Source organism: Ochrobactrum sp. S1502_03 (genome assembly GCF_044435015.1).
Taxonomy (GTDB): domain Bacteria; phylum Pseudomonadota; class Alphaproteobacteria; order Rhizobiales; family Rhizobiaceae; genus Brucella; species Brucella chromiisoli.
This window is the reverse complement of record NZ_JAYEXN010000003.1, coordinates 90,642-106,395: the sequence shown is the minus strand read 5'-3', so window position 1 is coordinate 106,395 and position 15,754 is coordinate 90,642. Positions and strand designations below refer to the sequence as shown.

Below are 15,754 nucleotides of genomic sequence, written 5' to 3'. Positions count from 1 at the left end.
TTATAAAGCAGCTGGTGAACAGGGCAAAAGGGCTTTCCGTAGAATGAGTTCACAAAACCCTGCTGCCTTATCGCTTAAACTGCAATCTTTCGCGTATGTGCGCTGGTCGAAAGCGCATCGGTGAGTCCTTCAAAGCTCATCAGACGCCCAACCGGACCAACGCCTGCAATCGTCGGCTTGTTATCAAGGAACAGGCGTCCTGCAAGATCGCTCAGCCGCTCAGGCGTGATGAGCGACAAACGATCCATCAGCTCGCTGTTTGGCACGGGACGGCCATAGAGCAAAAACTGACGAGCGATCTGACCCGCACGGCTCGCCGCACTTTCCTGCGACATCAAAAGGCTTGCGCTGTATTGCGCGCGTGCGCGGTTCACTTCTTCAATGCTTATGGAATCGGCTGCTTTGTGCAGCTCATCAATGATAACCGGAAGCAGTTCAACCAGTTCATCACGGCCCGTCGCGGCATGAATGCCGAACAGGCCTGTGTCGGAGAAGCCCCAATGAAAAGCATAAACCGAATAGCACAGGCCACGCTTTTCGCGCACTTCCTGAAACAGACGTGAGGACATTCCACCGCCAAGGATCATCGAAAGGAGCTGGGAGGCATAAAAATCGCGCACATGATAGGCGCGGCCTTCAAAGCCGATCAAAACCTGCGCATCCATCAATTCGCGATTTTCGCGGAAATCGCCGCCAACATAAGTCGCAAGGTCAAGCGTTGGCGCAGTGTTATGCGCACGAAAACCACCAAGGCGCTTTTCAACTTCTTTTACAAACGCATCATGGTCGACGCCGCCTGCAGCCGTTACCACCATGCGGTCTGCGCTGTATTGCTCATCGATATATTGGCGCAAGTTGTCGGATGTGAATGACATAACCGTTTCCGGTTCGCCCAAAATAGCGCGCCCGATCGGCTGGTGGCGATAAGCGGTTTCAGAAAAGCGGTCGAAGACGATGTCATCAGGTGTATCATGTGCCGCGCCGATCTCCTGCAGGATCACCTGCTTCTCGCGCTCAAGTTCCGCCTCATCAAATTTGGAAGCGGTCAGAATATCAGCGAGAATATCGATGGCCAAAGGCATGTCTTTGCGAAGAACACGCGCGTAATAGGATGTGGTCTCCACGCTTGTCGCGGCATTGATTTCGCCGCCGACATTTTCAATGTCTGAGGCGATCTGCCAGGCAGAACGCTTTTCTGTGCCTTTGAAGGCCATATGCTCAAGCAAATGGGCGATGCCATGCCGATCCGGAGCTTCGTTTCTTGCGCCCGCCTTAACCCAGATACCCAGTGCAACACTTTCGATATGCGGCATGTTATCCGTTACAATGGTCAGACCATTGGAAAGACGCGTTACTTCAACACCCATTAGCAAAATGCTCCCTAATTCCCGTTCTTATTCTCTTCAAAGAGCCTTCACACTTATGCTCGAGAATGACGGCGAACATATTCTTCCACGATTTTCAGGTCGTTGTGAAGAACTGTGAAGCTTTCTTTTCGATCCATAAGGTCTGAAAGCCACGCAGGCAGTGCTGGCGTAATACCGCTTGCAGCCTTTACAGCATCGGGGAATTTGGCCGGATGCGCGGTGGCCAATACCACCATTGGTGCAGTGCCGGACACTTTTTCGCGAGCGACCTTAACGGCAATCGCCGAATGCGGATCAAGCAGATAGCCATCGTCGTTGAGAACGGACTTGATGATTTTTGCGGTTTCCTCGACGGTTGAACGCCCCGCAGAAAATGCGCTGCGAATTGCGGCAAGTGGCTTTTCAGAGATCGTGAAGCCACCTGATTGCTTCAGACTGTCCATCAGACCGCGAACAGCACTTGCATCACGATCATGTGCTTCGAACAGCAAACGCTCAAAATTAGACGAAATTTGGATGTCCATTGATGGCGATGTCGTCTGTTCGACGCCACGCATTTCATATGCGCCGTTTTCCAGCGTACGCGCCAGAATGTCATTATCATTGGTGGCAATGATGAGCTGATCAATGGGCAAACCCATTTTCTTTGCAACAAAGCCTGCGAAAATATCGCCGAAATTGCCGGTTGGCACGGTAAACGAAACAGCACGATCCGGCGCGCCAAGACTCAGTGCTGCGGTGAAGTAATAGACAATCTGGGGCATGATGCGTGCCCAGTTGATTGAATTCACCCCGGAAAGCGAAATGGCATCGCGAAATTGCAAATCATTGAACATGCCCTTGACCAAATTTTGGCAGTCATCGAAGTTGCCTTCGATGGAAAGGGCATGAACATTGGAAAACCCGGAACTCGTCATCTGGCGCTGCTGCACCGGCGATACGCGGCCATTGGGGAAGAGAATGAATATATCGGTGTTGTCACGGCCGCCAAATGCTTCGATGGCGGCACCGCCGGTATCGCCGGAAGTCGCTCCTACGATTGTCGCACGTTCGCCGCGCTGTGCCAGAACATAATCCATCATACGGGCCAGCAGCTGCATGGCGACGTCTTTGAAAGCCAGCGTCGGACCGTGAAACAGTTCAAGAATGAATTCGTTCGCCCCTGTCTGAACCAGCGGGCAGACTGCGTCATGACGGAAAGAACCATAGGCCTCGCGCACCATGCGTTCAAAATCGGCCTGCGGAATTTCACCATTGATGAAGGGAGTGAGCACGGCCAGCGCGATATCCACATAGGATTTTCCACGCAGATCACGAATTTGATCGGGCGTGAATTGCGGATAGTTCTGCGGAAGATAGAGACCACCATCACGGGCAAGTCCGGCGAGCAAAGCATCGCTGAACCCCAGAACAGGTGCTTCGCCGCGTGTGCTGATATATTTCATCTTAAGGGCCTTCATTTCGGATCGAGGCGGATTTTAACCGTTGAATGCAATAGAGCCTCCCTAAAAAAGCCGCAAGAATTAAAGTATCCTTTGAAGGGTGGGGTTGCTCTTGACGATAAAAAACGGGAAAACACCCTCACACTGTGCATTGCATAGTGGTATAGAACAGGTCGATCAGTGCAGGGAAGCCCGGTTTATGCAGAAACCAATACAGAATCGTTCATCGTTGTTACCAGTCTTTGCAACGATTTTGCTCGCAGCACTTGCAGGCTGCACAACGAGCGGCACGCAGAAAACAGCCGACGGATCGCTTACCGAAGCTGGTCAGCCGCGCATCAAGGAATCGGAGCTGCGCGCTTTTTGCCCCACCGTTTCGCTGCGTGAAGGCACGGCCTATTTCAATACCTATGAAAAGGGTGGCGACAAGGATGCAAGCCGCGTCATCTATCAGGCAGCTTTGACTGACACCACGCGCGCCTGCCAATATGCTGACGGAACCATCAATCTTGATGTTGCCGCTGCCGGCAAGGTCGTCCCCGGCCCGAAATACAAGAGCGGCAATATCACCATGCCGATTCGTGTTGCCGTGGTTGAGGGTGGCAAGGTTATCTATTCCAAGCTGCACAAGCAGACTGTGAATGTTTCCAGTGGCGGTGCGACGCAATTCGTCTTCAACGACAAGGCGATTTCGATCCCAACGGCAAGCGCACAAAGCGTGCAGATTTTTGTCGGCTTCGATGAAGGGCCTTACAATACGAAGTAAGCCGGATTGGAATTTAATAGATTGAATTTTGACAAACGGCTTATGATTTTACCATAAGCCGTTTGTATTATAGAAGCAGCTTTTAGACGTTGTTCTATTCTTAAGCATGTTTCACTTTTCTTTTTGTAGTTTCGGCGTTTAGTCGATTTATTAATTTTGATGAACGGTAATACAATCATTCTGTATTGCTTCCGGCGTCAGGTAATATGCGCTGGAACTATGAAAGTGCATTATAGAACGATGGTAATATTTTACGGCTTGTTCATTTTTTAAGTTTGGTAAGGCGGTTTTAATGAGGTTTCCGCGCAGTTCATTTCTTTCGCCGGTCCCATTCGTTATCTGCATCATGTTGCTGCTTGGTGCTTTTGCGGGCAAGTGGGCAGGTGAGAGGTTCAGCCTGCTTGATGAAGAAGGCGACATGAACACCTATATGACGGTGCTTATGACGCAGGCGAACCGCATTGTCGGTTCTGCCCGTGATGTGCTGGATAAAATGAACCGTTCAACCAACCCGATATGTGGCGCTGATGATAAGCAGTATATGCGCGAGCTTCTTTTCTCCGGTTATCATATCAAGGATATTGGTCGGCTTGAAAATGAAAAACTGCAATGTTCGACACTTCTGAATGAACTCAAGGATTCACGTCCGAGAAGCAAGGAGGATGTTCTTCTCAAGGATCACACATACATTTATCGTGACGAGCAGCTGATTACACCGGGTAGCCACGGACCCATTATAGGCCGAGATAAGGCAAATGTGGTGCTAAGCGCTGTTGCCTTTGATGCGCTCCATATTCCTCAATATTATTTTGCTGTTTTCATGGTGAACGAGGACCGGACACAATTCGCCCGGTTATTTAGCAATCCAATTGATTTTCCGGGAGATGTCGTAAGCGGTCTCTTTCCCGTCAGTGGGGGACGGGTTTTCGAGATAACGGATGGTATCCTGCAGCAGAAATCCTGCGACGAAACGACGGGCATTTGTATTTTTATTGCGACGTCTCCAGGCTGGAGCGACAATTCTGGTGGGCTGTTGAAGCTGGTCTTTATCAGCCTTGGAATGCTTGTGGGAGGCGGGCTGGCAATTGGCTGGAGCAATTACCGCAACCGTGATCGTTCGTTGATGTCACTTTTGAGAAAAGCGCTTGCAGCAAAACAGTTAACCCTTGTTTATCAGCCGGTCGTGAATATTAGCAGCCGCAAAATCGTTGGTTTTGAAGCGCTGATCCGCTGGGAAATAACCAAGGATGATTTTGTTCCTCCTGACCTATTCATCGCTAAAGCAGAAGCTCATGGTATTGCGGATAAAGTCACACTTTACGTTCTTGACCGCGTTATCCTTGAAATGGGAGGATTGCTTAACAAGCAACGCGCGCTGCATATTAATATCAATATTACGGCCAGCGATCTGCAGAGCGTTGAATTTATGAAGGCCATTGATGAGCGCTTGACCACAGCCGACATCAGGCCGGAACAGATCGGGCTGGAGCTAACAGAGCGCACACCGGTCGATTTTGCAAAGGCCAGCGAGGGTATCAAATTGCTGCGCGAAAGAGGCCATAAGGTCTATATTGACGATTTTGGAACGGGCTATTCCAGCCTTGCATATCTGGATGAGTTGAAGGTCGACGCCATCAAGATCGACAAGGCTTTTACGCGCACGGTCGGCAATGAGGTTGATACGGTTTCTATCGTTCCGCAGATCATTTCGATGGCGCATCAGCATGGTTTGGGCATCGTGGTCGAAGGTGTCGAAACGGAGTCTCAGGCCGAATATTTCCGCGGCATTTGCTCTGAACTTTTTGGACAAGGCTGGTTCTTTGGAAAACCTGTCGACGCAGCTGCGGTGCAGGTGCTTGTCGGGAATGTTTCCTCTGTAAAGAAACGTGGCCGACCCAAGTCTGCATCCGGTTCGTAATTTTGGCGGATCCCACAGGAGACCGTTGCCTTAGAGCGCGCCTTTTTGATTTGAGCCAATCAGATCAGCGCTTTTGTCAATGTGCCATTACGAAACAAAAATTAACTATAGAAGTAATATTCTGGGCTTTTGTTAAATTCGACTGCTTCTGTGAAATGAATCGCAAGATGTTTGGTGTAAAACAGTAACGAATAAGACAGCTCTGCCTTAGAATGGGCAGCAGCGGCCGCTTCTTATGAAAAACTGTAACGAAACATTAGGGGCAGGGCGGCAATGAACGTTCTGAGCTTAGACCCATGAAACCGAAATATGAACGTGTTCTTGAGCCGACAGATACTTGGGCAATTTTCGACGCTGCGACCGACGAGCCTGCCTCTATTGGTGACAGGCTGATGATTGGTCTAAGTGAAAGCGAGTCGAAGGAATTGCTTGCCGCGCTCAATGCCGCAGCGAAAAACAAAAGCAAGCGTAGCGCTGCTTAATCAACTTTGCGCGCCCAACATGGCGCGCAACGAAATTTTCCGGGATGTGTCTGAATAAGATCAGGCGTCAGTCCAGATCGACAAAGCATCGATCACGCTTGCTAAATCCTTGTGGCGATGGATGACGGTTTCGGCGCCTGCATCTGTCAATTTGTCAGCGTGCCCCGGATAGGTATGCGCACCGCCGGTGAAGCCGATGACGCGCATTCCCGCCGCGCGTGCTGCATGAATGCCGTGCGCTGAATCTTCAATTACAATTATATCAGCCGGATCGGCACCAAAATGCTTGGCGGCATGAAGGAAGACATCGGGTGCAGGCTTTGGCTTTTTCGAGCCAATTTCCCGCGCCGAGAAAATATTTGGCGCAAAAAGATCGTAAAGCTCGACCCGCTTGAGCATAAGCTCAAGGCGTTTACTGGTCGAATTTGAGCAGATGCATTTTGGCAGATCAAGCGCAGAAACAACCTCGACAATGTCATCAATCGCCTGAACTTCGTTTTTCAGACGCTCATCCAGCAGCTTTTCTGCCTTGTCGAGAAGGGAAGCGGAAATGGGAATGCCTGCCTCGCGCTCAACCGTCAGAAGAATGTCCTGCCAGGTGAGGCCAGCGAAGCGTTCGCCAACTTCTGTAGCCTCAATCGGGTAGCCTGCTTCTGTCAGAAGTGCTGCGTCGACTTCCGCTGCGATGATTTCGGAATCCACCAATACACCGTCACAATCAAAAATAATCAGGGCCGGAGCTGCCATGTCAAAAGCCTTTACTTGGGAGATGATGGGGTAAGATCACCCACAAAACATTGTCGATGAGCTACATCTTTATGCTCACCAGGTCAAACTTCGGCGTATCGGCTGCCGGAATTTTAGGGAACGATGTCGGTGTGAAGCCGTTTCTTTCTTCAGTGAAGGAGAAATTGATGCGAAAATCCGTTGTGCTGTTCATTCTCGCAATTGCAGTTGTGTTGGCGTTCGTTCTTGCAACGCCATATTATTACAGCGCTACACCGGAAAATCGCGGAGTGGAGCCCGTCACCGATACTTCTCAGTAACTTAAACCTCGCCTGAAATTTCCCGTCTGCGCCGGTCGAGTTCTTCGCTATAGCGGCGCAGCGTATGTGCTTCGCTCAAAAGCCCGAGAACTTTACGCTCCTGCGCATTGTTAATAACTGCGAGCGCTTCGGCCTCCGCCCTGTCAAAGCGCACCACAGCTTCTTTCGCGTTCATCTGCGGCAGCAGGAATTCATCCTGATAGCGAAGCAGATCAATGATGCCCTTCTGGGTGTCTGTGCTGTCAAAACTTTCCGAATAAGCCTCAGGCACAGGTATCATTCCGACATAACGGCCTTCGCCATCCACTGCAATGACGCGCTGCGTTGAGCCAAGCGGGAAGTCGTTGCGGAAGGTTTCAATATCTGTGTCGATGGAAACGGTACGAACATCATGGCGCATCATGCGAAGGACTGTGAGGTTGCGCACCCAGCCAATATCATGCGCAGAGCGGATTGCTTCGCCGCGCAGGTGGAAACGCCACGTTGCAAACGAGTAACCGAAGGTCTTTCTGACCATGAGCGATGAAGAAACGACAGCCCCCAGGACAAGCATCGCTATTGGAAAATCCCCGGTAAGTTCCAACGCCAGAAATGTCATCGTCAATGGACCGCCGATGATTGCGACCGCCATTGAGCTCATGCCGATGACCGCATAAACTTCCGGTTCAAGGGTGAGTGGCAGGACGTAGCCCGTGAGCGCAGCAAAAAGCTTACCGGTCAATGCGCCGAGAAAGAGCGAGGCGAAAAACAGACCGCCGCGAAAGCCTGAGCCAATGGAGACGGCGGATGCCAGAGATTTGGCGAAAATCAGAAGCAGCAGCACCGGAATTGTCAGATTTGCATTGAGATCGAGATGCAATGCACCGTGACCTGAAGCCAGAACCTGAGGGGCGACGAAAGCGATCATGCCGATAATCGCGCCACCAAATGCCGGAGCCAGCACCGTGGGAACAACGCTTTTGCGGGCAACCCGTTCGACTGTCGTCACGCCGCGCATGATCAAAATGGCAATACCTGCCGCAATTAAACCCAGCACAAGTGCTGGCACATAATCTCGTGCAGCAATGCCATCAAGCTGACCGACGTGAATAACCAGGGGTGCTCCGCCGATGGCTTGCGTGACCAGCATGCCGACAATTGCTGCGACCACCACAGGCGCCAGTGTCGCGATGGAATAAACACCGATAATCAGCTCGAAAGCGTAAAATGCGCCTGTAAGTGGCGCGTTGAAAGCACTTGCAATGGCTGCTGCGGCTCCGCAACCCACAAGGGTGCGCAGGTCGGCCCGGCGCAGCTTGAGCGCGCGGCCAATGCGCGATGCAAATCCGCTTGAAAGCTGCGTATAGGCTGCTTCAAGCCCAACTGAAGCACCAAAGCCGTTGGAAACAAGGTTTTGCCCGACAAGAATAAAACTGTCTGTCAGCGACAAACGCCCGCCATGCAACGCATTGGCTTCGATAGGGTCGACAATCGGCTTTTTTCGCCAGCGTGCCAGCACCCAGATCAGGACGCCCATCAAAATACCGCCTGCAAGCGGGGCGAAGTAGGCTGTCCACTCAAGCTGCGAGGCGGAGCTTAGTCGTTCGCCGTCAGCAAGCCCGAAGAGCGCCTGATGCATCCTCTGGGAAATGCCCGCAATGGCTGCAACTGCCAGCGCGGAGATGATACCAACCAGCGCGCCTGCGATCACAAGCCCTATTTCGCTGCCGCGCACAACTGCGCGCATGCGAAAGGGTACGAAAAGAATACGTAAATATCGGTTGTGACGCAGTTCATTAATATTCATGAAGACACATGGAACAGTTACGCAAATCAGTTTTAATCCCAGGCGCAATTATAGGGGGAAACGAATAATCAAGCCTTATTGAATGAGCCATTTTTCCTGACTGCACTGCAATTGGTTGACGGCTTTAATATGGCTGGAACAAAACTGTCAAAGACAGATGGTTGTGCGAAGCCCAGCAAATGCGGGCCTTTGCAGAGAAGTTAAGAAAAGATTTACAATTTCAATCACTTGGCGTTAACCCCATATTTACCCTGTTCAGTAACCATAGGGACAAGTTTTTCGCGTTCACAAGTAATTGAGTATCCCATGTCCCTAGTACGTCTTGCACATGAGTTGCCTGTAGAGGCCCCACGTACCGCTTGGCTCGACTCTATCATTAAGGGTGATTGCGTTTCCGCTCTGGAGCGCCTTCCGGATCACTCGGTGGACGTCATTTTCGCCGATCCTCCCTACAATCTTCAGCTTGGCGGTGATCTTCATCGCCCGGATCAGTCGATGGTCAGTGCCGTTGACGATCATTGGGACCAGTTTGAAAGCTTTCAGGCTTATGATGCTTTCACGCGTGCATGGTTGATGGCTTGCCGCCGCGTGCTAAAGCCAAATGGCACAATCTGGGTTATCGGCTCCTATCACAATATTTTCCGCGTTGGCACGCAGCTTCAGGATATTGGTTTCTGGCTGCTCAATGATGTCATCTGGCGCAAGACCAATCCGATGCCGAACTTCCGTGGCCGCCGCTTTCAGAACGCGCATGAAACGCTGATCTGGGCATCGCGAGATTCGAAAGGGAAGGGCTACACCTTCAATTATGACGCCATGAAAGCGGCGAATGACGATGTGCAGATGCGCTCTGACTGGCTGTTCCCGATTTGCACAGGCTCGGAGCGTCTGAAAGACGAAAACGGTGATAAGGTGCATCCGACGCAAAAACCGGAAGCACTGCTTGCACGCATTCTGATGTCTTCGAGCAAGCCGGGCGATGTGATCCTTGACCCGTTCTTTGGTTCGGGCACTACCGGTGCTGTTGCCAAGCGCCTTGGTCGCCATTTCGTCGGTATTGAGCGCGAGCAGGACTATATCGATGCTGCAACGGCACGGATTAATGCGGTTGAGCCACTGGGCAAGGCTGAGCTGAAAGTGATGACTGGCAAGCGTGCTGAACCACGCGTCGCTTTTACGTCGATCATGGAAGCAGGTCTTTTGCGTCCGGGCACCGTGCTTTCCGATGCACGCCGCCGTCACGCTGCGATCATCCGTGCGGACGGAACACTCACCGCCAATGGCGAAGCTGGCTCCATTCACCGCATCGGTGCCAAAGTGCAGGGTTTTGATGCCTGTAATGGCTGGACTTTCTGGCATTATGAAGAAGCAGGCGTGCTGAAACCTATTGATGATCTGCGCAAAATTATCCGCGATCAGATGGCGGCAGCAGGCGCATAACTGAAATCAGAGTTTACTATCGGACGACCTCCAACAAAGTCTGATAAAAAGACACCCGAAGCAATTTGCTTCGGGTGTCTTTTTGTTATCAGAAGGAGAGACCATAGCCTCTGAGATCATCGGCAAGCTTGGGTGCGCTGGTAAAATGTACGGCATGCCATCCGGCGGCTTTGGCGCCTTCAACATTGGCCGGACTATCATCGATGAAAAGCGTTGCCACCGGATCAAGATTAAAGCTTGTAACGTGGTGTTCGTAAATTTCGCGGTTTGGTTTCAATGTGCGGATGTCGCCTGAAACTGTGATGCCACGGCTTTCGTTGAGAAACGGAAAGCGCCCCTGTGCTTCGCGCAGCGTGTCGGAAGCGAAGTTCGTCAGCATCGTCACATCATGGCCCTGAGCAATCAGCCCGCGCAGGATCGCAACACTGTCGTCATAAGAGTGCGGAACCATAAGGTTCCAGTTCCGACGAAACATCCGTATATTGTCGGTATGCTCAGGATGCTCTTCAATGAGAAGTGCTTCGGCGTCCTGCCAGCTTCGACCACGATCCTGTTCAATATTCCATTCACCGGTGCAGATATTGTCCAGAAACCAGCGACGCTCCGTTGGATCAGGAATCGCTTCGAGATAAGCGAGTTCCGGATCATAATGCAGCAGCACTTTGCCAATATCGAAAACAACGTGTTTAACCTGAGTGGTCAACGGTTTTTCCTCCCCCGTTTAAATGCCGTCGGAATTGCAGCACTGATCGCTTTTTTCATGACGGTTGGCAGTGCTTCGTCTTCAAGGTCTGAAGGAGCAGACCACCAGCCGTCCGTATCATTGCGTTTGAGTATATCGCTGACCGCATAGACGGAAAGGCGCAGCTCAAAATGTGTGAAAACATGGGTAATGCTGCCCGAGGACACCCAATCAGCTTCAAACGGTGCGGCATTGATCGTGACATCGCCATCAATGCGTGCGGTCCAATCACTGCCGGGGACTTCGGTCATCCCGGCAAGCAGGCTTTGGCCCTTGCGTTTGCGCAGCAAAATGGAGCCATCTCCCGCAATGGCAATGAATGCAGCTCCCACACGGATTGGTTTTTGAGCTTTTGGTGCTTTGACCGGAAATGTTTCAGGGTCGTGGGCCGCCAAGGCCTCGCAACCATCATTAACCGGGCAAATTGCGCAAGCTGGGCGACGTGGGGTGCAGATTGTTGCGCCCAAATCCATCACGGCCTGCGCGAAATCCCCGGGCCTGTCGTCTGGTGTCAGTTCTCCCATCAGCGCACGAATTTGGGTTTTTGCCGCGGGCAACGGCGTGTCGATGGCAAAGAGTCGAGAGACAACGCGCTCAACATTGCCATCAACCACGGCTGCCTGCTCTCCAAAGGCGATAGCCGCAATTGCTGCTGATGTGTATTCGCCTATACCTGGAAGTTCTTTCAATCCGGCTGCGGTCGACGGAAATTTCCCATTATATTTTGTTGCGATAATATCTGCGCATTTTTTGAGATTGCGTGCGCGCGAATAGTAACCCAGGCCCGCCCATGCGCGAAGAATATCGTCTTCGCTGGCATTGGCCATTGCCATAATATCCGGCCAACGCTCCACAAATTTCGTGAAATAAGATTTCACTGCTTCAACGGTTGTTTGTTGCAGCATGATTTCGGACAGCCAGACACGGTAAGGATCTGCTGTCATGCCCCGTGCGTTCTGCACTGGTGTTACGCGCCATGGCAGAATACGGTGATGGCGATCATACCAGTTGAGAATTGCCTTGGTACGGTCAGATTTGAGTGTTTTTAGCATAAATCCTGTTTGATCGTGTCTTAAAGTTAGCTCTGTGATTTATGATTAACGTTGAATTTGGGGAATTGATATAAAATTGAAGTGCATAGGATGCGGTGCTTTATAATCAACACGCCCATAGTGGTACAGGGCAGATGAATGTCAAAGAAAGATAACGCGTGAGCAGTTCAGTCCCGGTCTACGTCATTAATCTTGCGCGCTCTTCACAGCGCTGGGATGACGTGAAGCAAAGTGCCGATCAGTTTGGAATTGAACTGCGCCGGGTAGAGGCCGTAGAAGGCAAGCAGTTGAAAGCTGATGAACTCGGTAATTTTGATGAAGCTGGTTTCCGCCGCCGCCACGGAAAAATTGCTCTGCCGGCAGAAATCGGTTGTTATTTTAGCCATATCAAGGCTTTGGAAACAATTGCCGCAGCCCCGGAAGCCTACGCAGTCATTGCCGAAGACGATGTTCTTTTTACGCCGGATTTTTTACCTTTCATCTCCAGCGTATCAAAATTGCAAGGCTGGGATGTGATTAAACTCGTCAATCATCGCACAGCTGCCTATCGCCGTTTCAATCAGGTTGAAGGTGGTAATTCGATTGGGCGCTGCTTGCACGGCCCGTTGGGCAGTTCTGCCGCTTATCTTGTAACGCGAAACGGAGCAATTAAATTGCTGGAAGCGATTAAACCAATGTCGCTGCCATATGATGTTGCCCTGGAGCGCGGCTGGGCAGGAGATTATGAGTTCTTTTTAACGGAGCAGCCTTTGGTTGCGCTTCGTCAAGTGGGGCTGTCAACGATTGCGGACGGCCGGAATACTTACGCCAAAGCGCGCTTGCCGGCCTATAAAAGGCTGAGCACACTCCTCTTTAGAACAACTGACTATATCAGGCGAATCGCCTACGCTTTGCGCATTAAGCGATTGGGAGTAGTGGATAGTTGAAGTTTTTTAAAAAGTCATTTCTGGTGAGGCGAAGAGTGGATGGCTGGGTTTTAGCGCTCGCGTCTGCGGCAATGCCGGTCCGTCTGGGCCTTGGGCCAATTCTCCTTTTTGTTTTTTCATGTCTGGGCATTTATCTGGCTGCCGCCCGCCATAATACGACGCGGTTATTTGCGAAAAAATTCTATATTTTCATTCTTCTATACGCGGCTTGGTCGCTCGGACTTATTCTTTATAGGGGTGAGCCTTTTTCTGGCAATCGGCAGATTGGATACACGCTGCTTATAACCGTTTTTGCCTTTGCAGGCGCGGGCATGGTGCTGGTCAGAAACCCTTTGCGATCCTACGTGCTTGGTTCACGCGCCGGTATTATTCTGGCGGTGTTGGCGGTTATTTACCTTGTTCTGACCAAAGGCGGACGGATTGGCGTCGGAGGCAATGAAGCCGTATTTGCTTTTGTTGCAGGTGTTGCGGCGATTTCTGCCGCCATTCCGATTTCGCGGGCGCCACGCTATCTGCCAAATGGACCGCATTGGCTGGTACTTGGACTTGCAGCGGTCCTCACATCGGAAACGCGCGCTGTCATTGTTGTTTTGCCGATATGCGCATTGGTCGAAATCGTGCTTTTCTTAAGAAAATACAGTCTCAGGCAGCAAGGTGCGGTCTATGTTGCACTGGCTGCGGCACTCGCAGCACTTATTGTTGTCGGGCCGGTTGGAGACACGCTTTCCAAGCGTTTTGCCGGAATGGTCGAATATTACGACAGCGGTGACAGCTCAAAATGGGAAGACAAACTCTCCGCCGATATTCGTGAAGTCATGTGGAAAAGTGCAGCCACAATAATCGGGCAACATCCGATAGCAGGCGTCGGCTCTTATTCCAAAATGGATATTGTCAGGCAGCAGGCTGGCGAACAAGCCCCGCTGCTTGCCGGCTTCCGTCATGTGCATAACACCGTGCTTGATGAGCTGCTGAATGACGGCATTGTTGGCCTGTTTTTTATGTTTTCAGCCTTTATCGCGATTTTTGTCTTTCTCTGGAAAACCGCGGACAGCTGGGCGATGCGGCGCGCGCTCATTTATTTCAGTTTCGTGTGCGCGAGTTATGGGATGTTGCATAATCCATTGTTGCATGAGGTTACGATCTCATCGGTCATGTTCTTCATTGCAGCTCTGAATGCGGCTGCGTCTCGCCGTGTCATGGCACTCCGCCGGGCAGGCCTCACAGATTATATTTGCGGGAAATGAAAACCATGAAAGCGATTGTGACGGGGGCGGCTGGCTTCATCGGCTATCATACCGCAGCGCGGCTTCTTAATGAAGGCTGGCAAGTTATTGGTATCGATAATCTCAATGATTATTATCAGGTCGATCTCAAGGAAACCCGTCTTACCAAGCTGCGTGCGCTTAGTGGCTTCCGCTTTGCGCAAGCTGATATTTCCGATGCAGAAGCTTTCAATGCTGCTATCGGAGCTGATCGTGATGTCGATGCGATCGTGCATCTCGCAGCACAGGCTGGTGTGCGTTATTCCATTGAAAACCCTGCTGCTTATGTTTCCGCCAATGTCATGGGACAGGTGACAGTATTTGAAGCAGCCCTCAAGCTCGATAAGCGTCCGCCGATTGTTTATGCCAGTTCGTCCTCGGTCTATGGCGCGAATGAAAAAATCCCATTTTCAGAAAGTGATGCTGTCGATCACCCGGTTTCGGTCTATGCAGCAACCAAGCGTTCGGGTGAGCTTCTGGCCTTTTCCTATAAGCATGTACATGGACTTGCCTCGACGGGCTTACGCTTTTTTACGGTTTATGGTCCATTTGGGCGCCCGGACATGGCGCCATGGCTGTTTACATCGGCGATCCTTAAAGGCGAACCGATCCGTGTTTTTAACAACGGCGAAATGCAGCGCGACTTCACTTTCGTCGATGATATCGTCAGTGGTGTATTGGGCGCTGTAAAGCGGATCATCACGCAACCTGAACAAACCGCACCGGTCTATAATCTCGGCAATAACCGGCCTGTTATGCTTAGCAATTTCATTGCAGCGATTGAAAAAGCATGCGGCAGAGAAGCGATCCGCAAGTTTGAACCAATGCCTGCAGCCGACGTTCCGCGCACCTATGCAGATATTACGCTTGCGGCGCGGGATCTTGGTTTCAACCCGCAAACCACGCTCGAGGAAGGCATTCCTCTGTTTGTCGATTGGTTTCGCGGCTATAATGGATTGCGATGAGAGAACCGAAATCAAAACGGGGCTTTCGCCCATTGGCTGATATGACGTCTGGTCTGATGGACCCGATGTTGCAGAAGCGTGCGGGGATTAATCTTTCACTGCTGCAATCCTGGGAAGATATTGTTGGGCCTGCAATCGGTGCTTCCTCCCGGCCTTTGCGAATTCTCTGGCCGCGCCGTCTGCATGATGACGATCCGTTTAGTCCTGCAACGCTGGTTATTGCTTGCGAAGGCTTTTCTGCGTTGCAGATCCAGCATGAGACAGGCGAAATCATCAGCCGCGTAAATGGTTTCCTTGGCTTCTCAGCCGTTGGCCGCATCAAGATCGAGCAGAAGCCGCCTGCGCTTGATTTCAGGCGCAAGCCAAGGCGGCTGGTGCCTCTGGCACCTTCGGAAGAGCGCCGTATCGACAAGGCAACAGACGGGATTGAAGACGATGCCCTGCGCGCAGCATTGGCGCGTCTAGGCAAGAATATCCTCGCCGAAAAGCGCGCTACAAAGAAATGAGCGCCCTGCCATAAAATTGATGCATGGCTGGCGCTGAATTTCATTTGATTGCAA

Annotated in this window: 15 protein-coding genes; 9 read left to right on the top strand and 6 right to left on the bottom strand. The window is 51.4% G+C overall.

The features are described 5' to 3' along the window. Positions 1-74: 74 nt before the first annotated feature. Positions 75-1,367 carry a pitrilysin family protein gene (locus tag VBH83_RS03995; RefSeq protein ID WP_265983124.1) on the bottom strand — a complete coding sequence of 431 codons (1,293 nt, stop codon included), beginning with the start codon at positions 1,365-1,367 and terminating at the stop codon, positions 75-77. Between the two features lie 53 nt (positions 1,368-1,420). Further along, complete coding sequence (gene thrC, locus VBH83_RS03990; protein WP_396996456.1) at positions 1,421-2,812, bottom strand: threonine synthase; 1,392 nt, start codon at positions 2,810-2,812, stop codon at positions 1,421-1,423. A gap of 196 nt (positions 2,813-3,008) precedes the next feature. On the opposite strand from thrC, the gene VBH83_RS03985 reads away from it, so the two are divergent. The 3 genes from VBH83_RS03985 (at position 3,009) to VBH83_RS03975 (ending at position 5,975) form a co-directional block, all read left to right on the top strand. Beyond that, the gene (locus VBH83_RS03985; RefSeq protein WP_265983126.1) at positions 3,009-3,575 is read left to right on the top strand and encodes a hypothetical protein; all 567 of its coding nucleotides are present in this window, start codon (positions 3,009-3,011) and stop codon (positions 3,573-3,575) included. A 292-nt stretch (positions 3,576-3,867) separates the two neighbouring features. Further along, positions 3,868-5,493 carry an EAL domain-containing protein gene (locus VBH83_RS03980; RefSeq protein ID WP_396996454.1) on the top strand — a complete coding sequence of 542 codons (1,626 nt, stop codon included), beginning with the start codon at positions 3,868-3,870 and terminating at the stop codon, positions 5,491-5,493. A 296-nt stretch (positions 5,494-5,789) separates the two neighbouring features. Then, positions 5,790-5,975 (top strand): hypothetical protein, encoded by a 186-nt coding sequence (locus tag VBH83_RS03975; protein ID WP_265983128.1) that lies wholly within the window; start codon positions 5,790-5,792, stop codon positions 5,973-5,975. Positions 5,976-6,035: 60 nt separating this feature from the next. On the opposite strand, the gene VBH83_RS03970 is transcribed toward VBH83_RS03975, so the two are convergent. Then, the gene (locus tag VBH83_RS03970) at positions 6,036-6,722 is read right to left on the bottom strand and encodes an HAD family phosphatase (RefSeq protein WP_265983129.1); all 687 of its coding nucleotides are present in this window, start codon (positions 6,720-6,722) and stop codon (positions 6,036-6,038) included. Between the two features lie 167 nt (positions 6,723-6,889). Here VBH83_RS03970 and VBH83_RS03965 point away from each other — a divergent pair, with 167 nt between their 5' ends. After that, positions 6,890-7,021, top strand: coding sequence for a hypothetical protein (locus tag VBH83_RS03965; protein WP_265983130.1), 132 nt, complete (start codon positions 6,890-6,892; stop codon positions 7,019-7,021). Between the two features lies 1 nt (position 7,022). Here the strand turns inward: VBH83_RS03965 and VBH83_RS03960 are convergent, their stop codons facing one another. Beyond that, the gene (locus VBH83_RS03960; RefSeq protein WP_265983131.1) at positions 7,023-8,807 is read right to left on the bottom strand and encodes a chloride channel protein; all 1,785 of its coding nucleotides are present in this window, start codon (positions 8,805-8,807) and stop codon (positions 7,023-7,025) included. A gap of 306 nt (positions 8,808-9,113) precedes the next feature. Between VBH83_RS03960 and VBH83_RS03955 the strand changes: the two genes are divergently transcribed. Further along, on the top strand, positions 9,114-10,247 hold the full coding sequence (locus VBH83_RS03955) for a site-specific DNA-methyltransferase (protein WP_265983132.1): 1,134 nt from the start codon (positions 9,114-9,116) through the stop codon (positions 10,245-10,247). An 88-nt stretch (positions 10,248-10,335) separates the two neighbouring features. Here the strand turns inward: VBH83_RS03955 and VBH83_RS03950 are convergent, their stop codons facing one another. Next, positions 10,336-10,950, bottom strand: coding sequence for an HAD family hydrolase (locus VBH83_RS03950; RefSeq protein ID WP_396996451.1), 615 nt, complete (start codon positions 10,948-10,950; stop codon positions 10,336-10,338). Beyond that, positions 10,947-12,041, bottom strand: a complete 1,095-nt coding sequence (gene mutY, locus VBH83_RS03945; RefSeq protein ID WP_265983134.1) for an A/G-specific adenine glycosylase — start codon at positions 12,039-12,041, stop codon at positions 10,947-10,949. Before mutY ends, VBH83_RS03950 begins: the two co-directional genes overlap by 4 nt. A gap of 158 nt (positions 12,042-12,199) precedes the next feature. Here mutY and VBH83_RS03940 point away from each other — a divergent pair, with 158 nt between their 5' ends. The 4 genes from VBH83_RS03940 to VBH83_RS03925 are packed head-to-tail and all read left to right on the top strand — an operon-like array spanning position 12,200 to position 15,700. Next, positions 12,200-12,967 carry a glycosyltransferase family 25 protein gene (locus tag VBH83_RS03940; RefSeq protein WP_265983135.1) on the top strand — a complete coding sequence of 256 codons (768 nt, stop codon included), beginning with the start codon at positions 12,200-12,202 and terminating at the stop codon, positions 12,965-12,967. Further along, positions 12,964-14,211, top strand: coding sequence for an O-antigen ligase (locus VBH83_RS03935; protein WP_265983136.1), 1,248 nt, complete (start codon positions 12,964-12,966; stop codon positions 14,209-14,211). The genes VBH83_RS03940 and VBH83_RS03935 overlap by 4 nt, the downstream gene beginning before the upstream one ends. Before the next feature lie 5 nt (positions 14,212-14,216). Next, positions 14,217-15,194 (top strand): SDR family NAD(P)-dependent oxidoreductase, encoded by a 978-nt coding sequence (locus tag VBH83_RS03930; protein ID WP_265983137.1) that lies wholly within the window; start codon positions 14,217-14,219, stop codon positions 15,192-15,194. Beyond that, positions 15,191-15,700, top strand: a complete 510-nt coding sequence (locus tag VBH83_RS03925) for a DUF721 domain-containing protein (protein WP_396996448.1) — start codon at positions 15,191-15,193, stop codon at positions 15,698-15,700. Before VBH83_RS03930 ends, VBH83_RS03925 begins: the two co-directional genes overlap by 4 nt. Positions 15,701-15,754: the final 54 nt, after the last annotated feature.

Bases quoted from the DNA above. Each gene is read 5' to 3' on its own strand.
- thrC (WP_396996456.1), bottom strand. From the start codon at position 2,812: ATGAAATATATCAGCACACGCGGCGAAGCACCTGTTCTGGGGTTCAGC.
- VBH83_RS03985 (WP_265983126.1), top strand. From the start codon at position 3,009: ATGCAGAAACCAATACAGAATCGTTCATCGTTGTTACCAGTCTTTGCA.
- VBH83_RS03980 (WP_396996454.1), top strand. From the start codon at position 3,868: ATGAGGTTTCCGCGCAGTTCATTTCTTTCGCCGGTCCCATTCGTTATC.
- VBH83_RS03965 (WP_265983130.1), top strand. From the start codon at position 6,890: ATGCGAAAATCCGTTGTGCTGTTCATTCTCGCAATTGCAGTTGTGTTG.
- VBH83_RS03930 (WP_265983137.1), top strand. From the start codon at position 14,217: ATGAAAGCGATTGTGACGGGGGCGGCTGGCTTCATCGGCTATCATACC.
- VBH83_RS03975 (WP_265983128.1), top strand. From the start codon at position 5,790: ATGAAACCGAAATATGAACGTGTTCTTGAGCCGACAGATACTTGGGCA.
- VBH83_RS03995 (WP_265983124.1), bottom strand. From the start codon at position 1,367: ATGGGTGTTGAAGTAACGCGTCTTTCCAATGGTCTGACCATTGTAACG.
- mutY (WP_265983134.1), bottom strand. From the start codon at position 12,041: ATGCTAAAAACACTCAAATCTGACCGTACCAAGGCAATTCTCAACTGG.
- VBH83_RS03925 (WP_396996448.1), top strand. From the start codon at position 15,191: ATGAGAGAACCGAAATCAAAACGGGGCTTTCGCCCATTGGCTGATATG.
- VBH83_RS03955 (WP_265983132.1), top strand. From the start codon at position 9,114: ATGTCCCTAGTACGTCTTGCACATGAGTTGCCTGTAGAGGCCCCACGT.
- VBH83_RS03970 (WP_265983129.1), bottom strand. From the start codon at position 6,722: ATGGCAGCTCCGGCCCTGATTATTTTTGATTGTGACGGTGTATTGGTG.
- VBH83_RS03960 (WP_265983131.1), bottom strand. From the start codon at position 8,807: ATGAATATTAATGAACTGCGTCACAACCGATATTTACGTATTCTTTTC.